Annotated in this window: 14 protein-coding genes; 7 read left to right on the forward strand and 7 right to left on the reverse strand. The window is 73.2% G+C overall.

What is annotated here, in order from left to right; genetic code table 11:
• The first annotated feature begins 58 nt into the window (after positions 1 to 58).
• On the forward strand, positions 59 to 1153 hold the full coding sequence (locus ABZ193_RS26510) for a glycosyltransferase family 9 protein (protein ID WP_354711864.1): 1095 nt from the start codon (positions 59 to 61) through the stop codon (positions 1151 to 1153).
• A gap of 467 nt (positions 1154 to 1620) precedes the next feature.
• On the opposite strand, the gene ABZ193_RS26515 is transcribed toward ABZ193_RS26510, so the two are convergent.
• Positions 1621 to 1833 (reverse strand): DUF2795 domain-containing protein, encoded by a 213-nt coding sequence (locus ABZ193_RS26515; protein WP_354711866.1) that lies wholly within the window; start codon positions 1831 to 1833, stop codon positions 1621 to 1623.
• Between the two features lie 55 nt (positions 1834 to 1888).
• Positions 1889 to 2989: an FUSC family protein gene (locus ABZ193_RS26520; protein WP_354711867.1), complete on the reverse strand. Its 1101-nt coding sequence runs from the start codon at positions 2987 to 2989 to the stop codon at positions 1889 to 1891.
• A gap of 32 nt (positions 2990 to 3021) precedes the next feature.
• On the opposite strand from ABZ193_RS26520, the gene ABZ193_RS26525 reads away from it, so the two are divergent.
• Positions 3022 to 3498, forward strand: coding sequence for a GNAT family N-acetyltransferase (locus tag ABZ193_RS26525; protein ID WP_354711868.1), 477 nt, complete (start codon positions 3022 to 3024; stop codon positions 3496 to 3498).
• Between the two features lie 13 nt (positions 3499 to 3511).
• Here ABZ193_RS26525 and ABZ193_RS26530 read toward each other — a convergent pair whose 3' ends face one another.
• Complete coding sequence (locus ABZ193_RS26530; RefSeq protein ID WP_354711869.1) at positions 3512 to 4255, reverse strand: GAF and ANTAR domain-containing protein; 744 nt, start codon at positions 4253 to 4255, stop codon at positions 3512 to 3514.
• 327 nt (positions 4256 to 4582) lie between these two features.
• Positions 4583 to 5011, reverse strand: coding sequence for a cupin domain-containing protein (locus ABZ193_RS26535; protein ID WP_020422988.1), 429 nt, complete (start codon positions 5009 to 5011; stop codon positions 4583 to 4585).
• Positions 5012 to 5129: 118 nt separating this feature from the next.
• On the opposite strand from ABZ193_RS26535, the gene ABZ193_RS26540 reads away from it, so the two are divergent.
• Both ABZ193_RS26540 and ABZ193_RS26545 read left to right on the forward strand, forming a co-directional pair.
• Complete coding sequence (locus ABZ193_RS26540) at positions 5130 to 5549, forward strand: CBS domain-containing protein (protein WP_354711870.1); 420 nt, start codon at positions 5130 to 5132, stop codon at positions 5547 to 5549.
• Between the two features lie 37 nt (positions 5550 to 5586).
• On the forward strand, positions 5587 to 6390 hold the full coding sequence (locus tag ABZ193_RS26545) for an SDR family NAD(P)-dependent oxidoreductase (protein WP_354711871.1): 804 nt from the start codon (positions 5587 to 5589) through the stop codon (positions 6388 to 6390).
• On the opposite strand, the gene ABZ193_RS26550 is transcribed toward ABZ193_RS26545, so the two are convergent.
• The 3 genes from ABZ193_RS26550 to ABZ193_RS26560 are packed head-to-tail and all read right to left on the reverse strand — an operon-like array spanning position 6381 to position 8416.
• Positions 6381 to 7043 carry an alpha/beta hydrolase gene (locus ABZ193_RS26550; protein ID WP_354711872.1) on the reverse strand — a complete coding sequence of 221 codons (663 nt, stop codon included), beginning with the start codon at positions 7041 to 7043 and terminating at the stop codon, positions 6381 to 6383. The genes ABZ193_RS26545 and ABZ193_RS26550 overlap by 10 nt on opposite strands.
• A complete protein-coding gene (locus ABZ193_RS26555; protein WP_354711874.1) occupies positions 7040 to 7480 on the reverse strand; it encodes an ester cyclase in 441 nt (146 codons plus the stop codon). Before ABZ193_RS26555 ends, ABZ193_RS26550 begins: the two co-directional genes overlap by 4 nt.
• A 9-nt stretch (positions 7481 to 7489) precedes the next feature.
• Positions 7490 to 8416, reverse strand: a complete 927-nt coding sequence (locus ABZ193_RS26560) for an NADP-dependent oxidoreductase (protein ID WP_354711875.1) — start codon at positions 8414 to 8416, stop codon at positions 7490 to 7492.
• A gap of 115 nt (positions 8417 to 8531) precedes the next feature.
• Between ABZ193_RS26560 and ABZ193_RS26565 the strand changes: the two genes are divergently transcribed.
• From ABZ193_RS26565 to ABZ193_RS26575, 3 genes are read left to right on the forward strand one after another with little or no spacing between them, the layout of a single operon-like run.
• On the forward strand, positions 8532 to 9176 hold the full coding sequence (locus tag ABZ193_RS26565; protein ID WP_020422982.1) for a TetR/AcrR family transcriptional regulator: 645 nt from the start codon (positions 8532 to 8534) through the stop codon (positions 9174 to 9176).
• Positions 9177 to 9228: 52 nt separating this feature from the next.
• Positions 9229 to 10305, forward strand: a complete 1077-nt coding sequence (locus ABZ193_RS26570) for an NAD-dependent epimerase/dehydratase family protein (RefSeq protein ID WP_354711876.1) — start codon at positions 9229 to 9231, stop codon at positions 10303 to 10305.
• 11 nt (positions 10306 to 10316) lie between these two features.
• Entirely contained in the window at positions 10317 to 11906 is a 1590-nt protein-coding gene (locus tag ABZ193_RS26575) for an NAD(P)/FAD-dependent oxidoreductase (RefSeq protein ID WP_354711877.1), read from the forward strand.
• Positions 11907 to 12038 lie beyond the last annotated feature (132 nt).

The raw sequence follows: 12038 nt of genomic DNA on the forward strand, positions 1-12038 counted from the left end.
GATCTTGGGCGAACAAACATTTCCGTTTGCTGCCTGCGGAAACGGGCACCTTGAGCGCGTGGTGAATTCCGACGCAGGGCCCGCGGTCGGCCCGATCGAAGCGAAGTGGCCGGACGTGCGCAGGATCGCCGTGCTGCGCGGTGGTGGTCTGGGGGATCTGCTGTTCGCGGTGCCGGCGATGGCCGCGCTGCGGGCGGCCTACCCGGACGCCGAGATCGTGTTGCTGGGCACGGAACTGCACCGTGAGCTGTTCGCCGGGCGCCCGTCGCCGGTGACCGAGGTGCGTCCGATGCCGCCGTACGAGAACGTGCACGAGCCGGCCGGGAAGCCGTTCGACGCGGCGGAGCAGCAGGCCTGGTTCGACGCGCTGAAGCCGGTCGACCTGGCCGTGCAGCTGCACGGCGGCGGGCGCAACTCCAACCCGTTCCTGCGCAGGCTGGAACCGCGGTACCTGGTCGGCGCGCGGACGCCGGACGCCGGGGAGGCCGACCGGTGGCTACCGTTCCGGTACTACCAGCACGAGGTGCTGCGCGCGCTGGAGGTCGCCGGGCTGGCCGGGGCGCGGCCGGTGGAGCTGGAACCGTCCATCACGGTGACCGACGCCGATCGCGCGGCGGCGGACCAGGTGCTGGAGGGACTGCCGGAGCCGCTGGTCGTGGTGCACCCCGGCGCCGGCGACCCGCGCCGCCGCTGGCCCGCGGAGCGGTTCGCCGAGATCGCGGCCAAGCTCGCGGCGGGCGGGCGCGGTGTGGTGGTGATCGGGGCGCCGGACGAACGTGAACTGGTCGAGCGGGTGGCCGGACTTGCCGGGCCGCCGGTGCGCGCGCTGACGTCGCTGAGCATGTCCGCGCTGGTGGGGGTGCTGGACCGGTGCTCGGCGTTCGCCGGCAACGACAGCGGCCCGCGGCACCTGGCGGCGGCGGTCGGCGCGCCGACGGTCAGCGTCTACTGGATGGGCAACGTGGTGAACGCGGGGCCGCTCGGCCGGTCGCGGCACCGGGTGCTGATCTCGTGGACGGCGAACTGCCCGGTGTGCGGCGTCGACTGCACGCGGGAGGACCTGCCCCGCTGCGAGCACGACGACTCGTTTGTAGCGACGGTCCCGGTCGAAGACGTGCTGGGGGAGCTGGAGGAGCTGCTCGCCGGCCGGTGAGCCGGGGTGCTCGCGGGGCGAGGAGCCGGCGCGGTGGCCGGGTGGTGAGCCGGCGCTCATGGGGGTTGGGCCTGGGCGCACTCGCTGGGCGGGGAGCCGGGGTGCTGGCAGGGCGGCGAGCCGAGGCGGTGGCCGGTGGTGAGCCGGCACGCTCGCGGGGCGGTGCCTCGGTGCGGGGGCCGGGTGGTGTGCTGGCGCGCGCGTGGGGGTTGGGCCAGGGCGCTTGCCTGGGCGGCGAGTCGGCGCGGCGGCCGGGCGGTGCGTCGGCGTGGCGGCCGGGTGGTGAGCCGGGGCGCGCGTGGGGCGTTGGGCCGAGGGTTCGCGGGCCGGTGAGCCGGGGTGCTCAGCGGGCGGTGCCTCGGCGCGGTGGCCGGGCGGTGGGCCGCGCATTCGCCGACCGGTGAGCCTGTGCACCGCCGTCCGGGGTGCTGCGCCGTGGCGCGGCGCGCGGCCGCGCCACCGCGACGTCAGCTCCGGTCGTCGTCGGACTCCACGCGGGCGGCCGAGATCAGCTCGGTCCAGCTGCCGTAGCTCACCGGCGGGATCGCGCGCAGCGCGGCGGCCGTGTCGTCGTCGGCGCCGTTGCGTTCCGCGCACTCCAGGATCCGCGGCTTCTCCGCCGGGAAATCCAGGTCCTGCAGCGCGGCCTCCAGGCTCTCCCGGGTCGTGGTGCGGTTCATCGTCGTCCCTCCTTTCCCGCCTGTGGGCTTGCCGCCCGCGGCGAGCCCAAACAGATCAGCGCGGCGCGGCCGTCTCCAGCACCCGCACCGAGCGGGCCACCGCGAGCAGCGCCGCGTCCTCGGCTTGCCGCATCACCGTCGTGACCCGGTCGAACCGCAGCCTGCCGTCCAGCTCACGGTGGTGTGCGGACAGTTCGTCCAGGTAGCCGGGCAGGTCGGCGAGCCGGTCGTCGCTCTGGTCCAGGCACGCGACCGCGCCCGCCAGCTGGTCGAGCAACCGCGCGTACTCCGCGGTGAACTCCGGGTCGGCCTCGTCCTGCTGGGCGGCGGTCACCAGCGCCTCCGTGATGCGCTTGACCTGCTCGGAGACCTCCTTGAGCACGCTCAGCGGCGATTCGAAGGCCGACGGCAGCGGCAGGCTCCCGCGGCGGCGGTGCACCAGCCACCGGATGTTGAACCGCACGCTCTCGCGCCCCCAGCTGACCGCCTCGTCGGCCCGCACCACCGTCGAATCGAGGCGGCGGGCGTGCCGCAGCCAGCGGGTGGCGGTGTCGGTGTCCCAGTCGTCGCGCAGGTCGCCGGCGATCGACTGCAACAGGTCGCGCACCTCGGCCGCGAGCGCGGTCACCGCGTCGCGTGTGTGGCGCAGGTGCACCGGCGGCAGGATCACCGTGTTCACCACCACCCCGATCGCGGCGCCGAGCAGGCTCTCACCCATGCGTTCGGCCAGGTAGAGCAGGTTGCCTGCGGTGCCGTAGGAGATCATCAGCAGCGCGGTCACCCCGACCCAGATGCCGCTGCCGCCGAACCGGTGCCACTGGCCGAGCAGCATCCCGACGAACACCGCGGCCGCGAGCGCCAGCGCCGGCTGCGGGATCAGGTGGGCGGCGGCGTAGGCGAGGGCCAGCCCGAGCAGCAGCGCCGCGGTCTGCTGCGCGGCGTTGGTGAGCGAGCGGTAGACCGTCGCGGTCATCAGGAACACGGCGGCGTACGGCGCCATGAACGACTGCGGCGACGGGATGACCACGCGCGCGGCGAGCCAGGCGAGCACCGCGGCGAGCGCCATCTTGACCGCCTGCAGCACGGCCTCGCGCTCCCGTCCGGGGAAGCGCGCGGCCCGCCGCAACCAGCACCAGGGGGACAAAATTCGTGCCATCGATGTGGCGGTACCCGGTCACACTGTCCGGCATGCGCATCAGGACTGCGACCGCGGCCGATTTCGACCGGCTGCCGGAGGTCGAACGGTCGGCGGGCGAGTGCTTCCGGGACATCGGGATGCCCGAAATCGCCGACGACGTGCTGCCGACACCCGTGGAGCTCGCGAGCTACCCCTTCGCGTGGGTGGCCGACGACCCGGAACCGGTGGCGTACCTGGTCGCGGCGCCGGTGGACGGTGCCCTGCACATCGAGCAGGTGTCGGTGCACGCCTCCCGGGCGCGGCGCGGGATCGGGCGGGCGCTGATCGAGGAGGCCGCGCGGGCGGGTTTCCCGGCGCTGACGCTGACCACGTTCGCCGACGTGCCGTGGAACGCGCCGTACTACGAGCGGTGCGGCTTCGTCCGCCTGGCCGGGGACGAGCTGACGCCCGGGCTGCGCCGGATCCGCGCGGCGGAGGCGGCGCGGGGACTCGACCGCTGGCCCCGGGTCGCGATGCGCCGCGCCTGAACCCGCCCGCGCGTCAGCGTGCGCGCACGGACTCCAGCAGGTCGATGGCGACCTGGCGGAGTTTGATGTTCTGCCGCTGCGACTGGTCCACCAGCCGGTCGAAGGCTTCGCTCGCGCTGATGCCGTGCACCGCCATCAGCACCCCCTTCGCCTGGTCGATCTCGGCGCGCGAGGTGAGCGCGCTCTCCAGGTGCCGGATCTGCTGGCGCGCGTGGTACCAGCGGCGCGCGTTGCTGATCGCCGCGGAGGCGGCGCCGGTGAACAACCGCATCAGCTTCTGGTCGAACGGGTCGAACGCGCCATCCACCCGGCTGTACAGGTTCAGCGAGCCGACGAGCTCGTCGCCGTCGCGGCCCGCGCCGAGCATCAGCGGCACGGCCAGGAACGCAAGGACACCGCGGTCCTGCGCGGCGGCGGCGAACTCGGGCCAGGTCCCATTGTCCGGTTTGGACACCGCGCGGACCGGTTCGCGCGTGCGGACGGCCAGCAGGCAGGGGCCGTCGCCCGCGTCGTACTGGGCCTGGTCGATCCCGGTCAGCTGGTTGTCGGTGGTGGCCGCGGTGCGCGGCCCGGTGTCGTCGAGCAGCGTGACGCTGACGGCGTCGGCGTCCGCGATCGCGTTCACGGCGGTCTCCGCGAGCCGCCGCAGCACCGCGTCGAGTGGCTCCTCTTCGTCGATGCCGAGCCGCAGGTTCTCCAGTGCGAGGGTGACGTCGTCGAGTCTGGCCAGTGGCTCGGGCCGCTCGGATCTGGTCATGTGTGGGTTCTCTCCGCGAGTGCGCTGCCGGGCACACCGCCGGACCGCCGCGCGGAACGCGGGCGGTGTACGGGTGCCGTGATGTGGTGGGTGATCCGGGATCCGGGATGGATCAGAACCGGAGCCTGCCCCCCAGCACGTTCGAGCACGGCGGGGATGAATGCGGACGTATCCGCCTGGGGTCGTTCATCGTCAAGCCCTTCGCCTCGTGGTGCCGTCCGCCGTTCGGACGGCGTTGGGCGCCGGCTGCTTGACGCTGGCCAGGATCATACGTGCCCCCGCGACGGCGACAAACAGAGCCCGGAGAAGTGGGGATCGGGCTCGCGGTCAGGAATCCGGCCGGTCCACCTGCGCCCACAGGCTCGGCAGGTTGACCACGATGCCTTCCTGGCTGCTGCGCGCGATGATCACGACCGCGTCTTCGTCGCCGGGGTTCTCCTCGCGGTGCGGAACCCAGGGCGGCACGAAGATGTAGTCGCCCGGCTCGGTCTCCAGCCGGATCTCCTCGTCGCCGTCGGCGAACACGAACACCGGGTGCCCGGACTTGACGTAGATCGCCGTCTCGGCTTCGCCGTGGTGGTGGTCACCCGAATTGGTGTGCGGGCCGACGTGCGTCTCGCCCATCCAGACTTTCTCCGAGCCTGCTGTCTTGCCGGACACCGCCTCCAGCCGCCGCATGCCGCTGGTCTGCGCGGTGTCGCCGGTCAGCTCGCCGCCCTTGATGTGCCGCAACGGGCGGTGCCAGGCCTCGGTCACGGGACGTCCTTCCGATCCGGTGGAGCTCTCCGTCACACGGTAGCCGGTTTCGGCGGCCCCGATCGGGGAACGGCCTGTGGTGAAGGTGTGACAACGACTGCGAGGAGGTCGGAAACCGATGGCGCAGCTCGTGCGCGACGTGATGACCCGCAACCCGGTGACGCTGTCCGCGGACACCCCGGTGCGGCAGGCCGCGCAGGCGATGCGGGAGAAGGACATCGGGAACGTGCTGGTGCGCGACGGCGACCGCCTGGCCGGAATCGTCACCGACCGGGACCTGGTGGTGCGTGCGCTGGCGGAGAAGGACGACCCACGGAGCTGCACGCTCGGCGAGGTGTGCAGCGGCGAACTGGTCACCGCGCGCCCGGAAGAGCCCGCGGACGCCGCCATCCAGCGGATGCGGCAGCACGCCGTGCGGCGAATCGCGGTGGTCGACCACGACCAGCCGGTCGGCGTCGTGTCGGTCGGGGACGCCGCGATCGAGCGCGACCCGTCGTCGGCGCTCGGCGACATCAGCGCGGCGCGCGGCAACGCGTAGCCCGAGTGGGCGGCCCGGATCGGGGTAACCGCCCGCCATGACGAACACAGGAACCAGACCGCTCGCGGTCGTCACCGGTGCCTCCACCGGGATCGGGCGCGAGCTGGCGAAACAGTTCGCCTCGCACGGCTACGACCTCGTGATCGCCGCGGAGAACGCGGAACTGGACGACGCGCAGCGCGAGTTGCTGGCGCTCGGCGCGCAGGTCCTGGCCGTGCGGGGCGATCTCGCGAGTTACGACGGGGTGGAGAACCTGGTCGCCGCGGTCGCGTCGGTGGACCGGCCGCTGGCCGCGCTGGCCGTCAACGCCGGGGTCGGGGTCGGCGGCGCGTTCGTGGACGGCTCGCTGCGTGACGAGCTGAACGTGGTCCACCTGAACGTCACCTCTGCCGTGCACCTGACCCGCCGCCTGCTGCCGGGAATGGTGGAGCAGGCGGCGGGCCGGGTGTTGTTCACGTCCTCGGTCGCGGCGATGACCCCCGGGCCGTTCCAGGCCGTCTACGGTGCGAGCAAGGCGTTCCTGGCCTCGTTCGCCGAGGCGTTGCGCGAGGAGCTGAAGGACAGCGGTGTGACGGTCACCGCCCTGCTGCCGGGGCCGACGGACACCGAGTTCTTCGAGCGGGCCGGGATGACCGACACCAAGATCGCCCAGGGCCCCAAGGACGATCCCGCGGAGGTCGCCGAGCAGGGGTTCGCCGCGATGATGGCAGGCAAGGACAAGGTGGTCGCCGGTTCGGCGCGCAACAAGGTCCAGGCCGCGGCGGCGCGGGCTGTGCCGGACACGGTGAAGGCGGCGATGCACCGCCGGATGGCTGAACCGGGTTCCGCCGGTCAGTCCTGAGTGGACGCCTCCAGGAGCACCCCGGCGAGCTCGTCCGGCGCGGTGACCATGCACTCGTGGCCGGTGCGCAGCCCGGTGACCGGCCACCCGGCTTCCCGCGCCAGGCGGGCCAGCGGCATCCGCTCGTTGTCCAGGCACACCACGGCGTGGCAGGGGATGGACTCGACCGCGCCGGTCAGCGTCGTCGGCTCGGCGAACGACCGGCGCGGGTGCGGGGCCATGTTCGCCTCCAGCCACTTCACGTCGGCGGGGTCGGTGACGCCGACGGCCGCCGCGGGTGGCACGCCGATCAGCCCGTCGACCGTCATCGAGTCCACCCACTCGGTGAACCACCCCGGCGCGCGGCTGTCCAGCGACTCGCCGTCCCCGCCGAACCACGCGTCGACGAGCACCAGCCGCGCGACGCGTTCCGGCACGCGGTCGGCGGCCTCCCGCACGACGAAACCGGCGTAGCTGTGCCCGACGAGCACGACGTCGTCCAGGTCCGTCAGCAGGGCGGCCACCTCGGCGGCGTGCGTGTGCAGGCCGGCGCCGGCGTCCATCGGCAGGTCCGGGGCGATCACGCGGTGACCCCGTTCGCGCAGCCGGGCCGCCACGCGGTCCCAGCACCAGCCGCCGTGCCACGCGCCGGCCACGAGGACGTACGTGCTCATGCCGCCTCCCGCCACTCGGTGAACCGCTTGCCCGCCTCGTCGGTGGACAGGCCCAGCTGCTCGCACATCCAGTGGAAGTCGAAGAAGAACCGCTCGTGGGCGATCAGGCCGCCACGCACCTGCCAGTGGCAGGCGAACGGCAGCTCGAACGACTTCCCGGTCGGTTCGATCCCGGCCAGCGCGCCGCGCATCGTGGCGCTGATCGTGCCCGAGCCGACCACGAGGCCCCCGGCCGTGCGCAGGTAGTCGGCGCGCACGCGGTAGTCGGGGAACGCGCGGAAGAACCCGGCGAACTGGCGCTCGGCCTCCGCGGTGCCGTGCGCGACGGCCCGGAAGGGGACGGTTTCGATGACCACGCCGGGGTGGCACTGGGCGAGCGCGGCGCCGGTGTCGGCGCGGCTCTTGGCTTCGGCGTAGGTGCGGACTGTGCTTTCCACGGTTCCTCCTCAGTCGGTGACGGTCAGGACGAGCTTGCCGGTGGTGCGACCCTCGGCGAGCAGGTTCAAGGCGCGCTGGGCCTCGGCAAGCGGCAAGGTTTCGCTGACGTGCGGCGACAACTGTCCCTTGTGGACCAGATCGGTGAGCGCGGCGAGCCCGGCCGCGTCCGGGTCGACGAGGTAGCCGACCGCGCGCACGCCGAGTTCCGCGGCCCGCTCGTGCAGGCCCGGCGTCCACGCGGACTGGCCGCTGACCAGCAGTCCGCCCGGCCGGAGGGCGCGCAGCGCGGTCAGGCCGTGCTCGCCGCCGAACATCTGGACCACCACGTCCACGTCCCGCGCGGGCGGCCCGGTCCGGTGGTCGGTCACCTCGTCGGCGCCCAGCGCGCGTACGAACTCGTGCTTCGGCGGGCTCGCCGTGCCGATCACGTACGCGCCGCGGGCCTTGGCGATCTGCACGGCGAGATGCCCGACGCCGCCGGCCGCGCCCGAGACCAGGACACGTTGCCCGGCCGACACGCCGGCCACTTCGGTGAGGATCTGCCACGCCGTCAGCCCGGCGAGCGGCAGGGCGGCGGCGTCGGTGAAGCCGAGCCCCTCCGGCATCGGCGCGAGGTGGCGGGCCGGGGCGGTCAGGTAGTCGGCGAACGCGCCCGCCGCGCGCGGGAACCACGGCATGCCGTAGACGCGGTCGCCGGGCGCGAACCGCGTCACGCCGTAGCCGACCTGCTCGACCGCCCCCGTGACGTCCCAGCCGTGGGTGTGGGGCAGCGACAGGACCATGTTGTAGGCCTGGCCGATCGCGGTGTAGTGGTCGACGGGGTTGACGCCCGCCGCGAAGACCCGGACCAGGACGTCGCCGGGGGCGGGCCGCGGTGCGGGCACCTCGGCCACTTCGAGCGGGTCGCCCCACGCCCGCTGCAGTACCGCTCGCATGTCGTCTCCTCCAAGTTGGTGGACACCCGTACGGTAAGTTCGCGCGGTTGTAGGCGGCAATTCTCCGCAGGGAATCGAGCAGGCGGTGGACGGCTGTCCGGGATAGACTGGCCGGGTGGCTGACGTGCACGTGGACAAGCGGGTGCAGCGCGGGCTGCGCTCGCGGCGCGCGATCCTGGACCGGGCGATGGACATCGCGTCCGTGGAGGGGCTGGAGAGCCTGTCCGTGCGCCGGCTGGCGACCGAGCTGGACGTGAGCAAGAGCGGGGTGTTCGCCCAGTTCGGCTCGAAGGAGGAGCTGCAGCTGGCGACGGTGCGCGCGGCCGTCGAGGTGTTCGTCGGCAAGGTCGTGAAGCCCGCGCGGAAGGCGCCGGCGGGGCTGCGGCGGGTGTGGGCGCTGGCCGAGTCGTGGCTGGCGTACGTGCGGCAGCCGGTGTTCGCGGGCGGGTGTTTCTTCGTCGCGACCGCGGCCGAGTTCGACGCGCGCCCCGGCCGCGTGCGCGACGCGATAGCCGCCGGTCGGCGGGACTGGCAGACGCTGTACCGCACGACGATCGCCGAGGCGCAGGAGCTCGGCGAGATCGACCCGGACGTGGACCCGGCGCAGCTGGCCTTCGAGCTGGACGCGCTCACCAGGGCCGCCGCCGAGGACGCCCTCCTGCACGACGACCCGTCCCGCTACGACTACGCCCGCACGGCGGTCCGCGCGCGGCTGGCGGCGGTGGCGACGCCGGACGCGCCCGCCCTGCCGGTGGACTGAGAAGTTCCGTGCCCGGCGGTTAGCGAACCCGCCCCGGTGGAACACGTCCGGCATGAAGGTCGTGGTCACCGGGGCGTCCGGCAGCATCGGCACCGCGTTCCTGCGCGCGGCCGCGCGCAGGCCGGGCTGGGAGGTCGTGGGGCTGGCGCGGCGGATTCCGGACGCTCGTCCACCGTATGACAGCGCCCAGTGGGTCGACTGCGACCTCGACTCCGACTCCGCCCCGGACGTCCTGCCGAAGGTCTTCGCGGGCGCGGACGCCGTCGTCCACCTCGCCTGGGCCATCCACCCGGGTGTCGACGAGCCGCCCCGCAACCGGACCAACATCGAGGGTTCGCAGGAGGTCCTGGCCGCCGTCGCCGAGGCCGGGGTGCCGCAGCTGGTCTGCGCGTCCTCCGTCGCCGCCTACACTCCGGCCCCGCGCTGGACCCGCGTCGACGAGGACTGGCCGCGCACCGGCGTCCCGGGCAGCGCCTACAGCCGCGACAAGGCGCGCCTGGAACGCCTCGTCGAACTGTTCGCCCGGCAGCACCCGGACGTGCGGGTCGCGGTGTTCCGGCCGTGCGCCGTCGCCCAGTACGACTCCGGTGCGCAGCTCGCGCGGTGGACGCTGAGCCCGCTCCTGCCGACCGCGTTGATCGGCAACCGCCTGCTGCCGGTGCCGCTGTGGAGTGGTCTGCGTGGCCAGGTCGTGCACGCCGACGACGTCGCCGACGCGATCTGCCGCATGCTCGACCAGCGCGCGGAGGGTGCCTTCAACCTCGCTTCCGAACCGGTGCTCGGCGTCAACGACCTCGCCGAACTGTTCGGCGGTTTCCGCGTCCCGGTGCCGCGGCGGCTGGTCACCACCCTGGCCCTGCCGACGTGGCGGCTCGGGTTGCAGCCGATGCACCCGGGCTGGCTCAGCCTCGCCGACAAGGCCCCGCTGATCGACACCACTCGCGCCCGCGCCCACCTCGGCTGGGAACCGCGGTACGACGCGAAGGAGGCGCTGGCCGAACTGGTCGCCGGGATGCGCGACGGCAGCGGCACGGGCAGTGGACCGCTCGCGCCGCGGGGTGCGGAATCGTGGCTGGAGCGGTTGGCTGGGATCAGGCTGGGGCGGCCCAGTCGTCAGACGCAGGCCTAGAAGGGAGCGTCGTGACCGAAACTGTCGACGCGGTCGTCGTGGGGGCGGGCCAGAACGGCCTCGTGGCGGCGAACGTGCTCGCCGACGCCGGGTGGAGCGTGCTCGTGCTCGAAGCCGCGCCGGAGCCCGGCGGCGCGGTGCGCAGTGCCGAGGTCACCGCGCCCGGGTTCCGCAGCGACCTGTGCAGCGCGTTCTACCCGCTCGGTTACGCGTCGCCGGTGCTGCGTGAGCTGGGGCTGGACTCCTACGGCCTGGTGTGGAAGCACGCGCCGCTGGTGCTGGCCCACGTCCTGCACGACGACCGGTGCGTGGCGTTGTCGCGGGATCTCGACGAGACGGCCGCCTCGGTGTCCACGTTCGCCGCCAAGGACGGCGACGCCTGGCGTGACGCGTTCGCGCAGTGGCAGAGGGTGCGGGACGACCTGCTGGAATCGGTGCTGCGCCCGTTCCCGCCGGTGCGGTCGGCGGCGAGGCTGGTGCGCCGGATCGGGGTCGCGGAGACCCTGCGGCTGGTGCGGATGGTGACGCTGCCGGTGCGGCGGCTGGGCGAGGAGCTGTTCGACGGCGAGGGCGCGCGGTTGTTGTTCGCCGGCAACGCCCTGCACACGGATCTCGGTCCGGACAACGCGGGCAGCGGTGTGTTCGGGTGGCTGCTGGGGATGGCCGGGCAGGACGTGGGTTTCCCGGTGCCTGAGGGCGGCGCGGACCGGATCATCACCGCGCTGGTGCGTCGTCTCGCGGATCGTGGTGGCCGGGTCGAGTGCAACCGCCGGGTGCGGGACGTGTTGATCGCGGGCAACCGGGCGATGGGTGTGCGGGACGAGCACGGTGAACTGGTGCGGGCCAAGCGGGCGGTGCTGGCGGACGTGCCCGCCCCGGCGCTGTACCGGGAGCTGGTCGGGGAGGAACACCTGCCCGCCAGGTTGGTGTCCGACCTGGACCGTTTCCACTGGGACAACGCGACGATCAAGGTCGACTGGGCGTTGGATGGGAAGATCCCGTGGACGGCCGAAGAGGCGCGCCGGTCGGGCGTGGTGCACCTGGACGCGGACCTCGATGGACTGACCGCGTACGGCGCGGACCTGGCGTGCAGCCGGGTGCCCGAGCGGCCGTTCCTGTTGCTGGGCCAGATGACGACGACGGACCCGTCCCGCTCCCCGGCGGGCACCGAGTCGGTGTGGGCGTACACGCACGTCCCGCGCGGCGAGCGTTGGGACAGGGACCGGCTGGAGCGCTACGCCGACCGGATGGAAGAGGTCATCGAGCGCCGCGCACCCGGCTTCCGGAGCCTGATCAAGGCGCGGTGCCCGCAGGGGCCGGCGGAGCTGGAGGCGCTCAACCCGAGCCTCGTGCAGGGCGCGATCAACGCCGGTACAGCGGCGATCCACCAGCAGTTCGTGTTCCGCCCAGTGCCAGGCCTGTCGCGGGCCGACACCCCCATCGACAGGCTCTACCTGGCCGGAGCTTCGGCCCACCCGGGAGGCGCGGTGCACGGCGCCCCAGGAGCCAACGCAGCACGAGCAGCCTTGGCGCGCAACAGAATCACCGGCGGCCTATACGGAAGTGCGATCCAAGCAGCACATCGAGCCATCTACTCGTAGCAAACCGCCGCCCGGCAACGCAAAGCAGCCGACCACTCCAACCAGACCTCCCCCGCCCCCGATCCACAGCCGATCTTTAGTCGCCGATCAGGCGTGTCAAGGTACTCTTTCCCGCCTTGACACGCCTGCTCG

Origin of the sequence: Amycolatopsis sp. NPDC006125 (genome assembly GCF_040614195.1) — a bacterium.
In the GTDB taxonomy this organism is placed as follows: domain Bacteria; phylum Actinomycetota; class Actinomycetes; order Mycobacteriales; family Pseudonocardiaceae; genus Amycolatopsis_E; species Amycolatopsis_E tucumanensis.

Bases quoted from the DNA above. Each gene is read 5' to 3' on its own strand.
- ABZ193_RS26515 (WP_354711866.1), bottom strand. From the start codon at position 1,833: ATGAACCGCACCACGACCCGGGAGAGCCTGGAGGCCGCGCTGCAGGAC.
- ABZ193_RS26520 (WP_354711867.1), bottom strand. From the start codon at position 2,989: ATGGCACGAATTTTGTCCCCCTGGTGCTGGTTGCGGCGGGCCGCGCGC.
- ABZ193_RS26540 (WP_354711870.1), top strand. From the start codon at position 5,130: ATGGCGCAGCTCGTGCGCGACGTGATGACCCGCAACCCGGTGACGCTG.
- ABZ193_RS26525 (WP_354711868.1), top strand. From the start codon at position 3,022: ATGCGCATCAGGACTGCGACCGCGGCCGATTTCGACCGGCTGCCGGAG.
- ABZ193_RS26570 (WP_354711876.1), top strand. From the start codon at position 9,229: ATGAAGGTCGTGGTCACCGGGGCGTCCGGCAGCATCGGCACCGCGTTC.
- ABZ193_RS26530 (WP_354711869.1), bottom strand. From the start codon at position 4,255: ATGACCAGATCCGAGCGGCCCGAGCCACTGGCCAGACTCGACGACGTC.
- ABZ193_RS26560 (WP_354711875.1), bottom strand. From the start codon at position 8,416: ATGCGAGCGGTACTGCAGCGGGCGTGGGGCGACCCGCTCGAAGTGGCC.
- ABZ193_RS26545 (WP_354711871.1), top strand. From the start codon at position 5,587: ATGACGAACACAGGAACCAGACCGCTCGCGGTCGTCACCGGTGCCTCC.
- ABZ193_RS26550 (WP_354711872.1), bottom strand. From the start codon at position 7,043: ATGAGCACGTACGTCCTCGTGGCCGGCGCGTGGCACGGCGGCTGGTGC.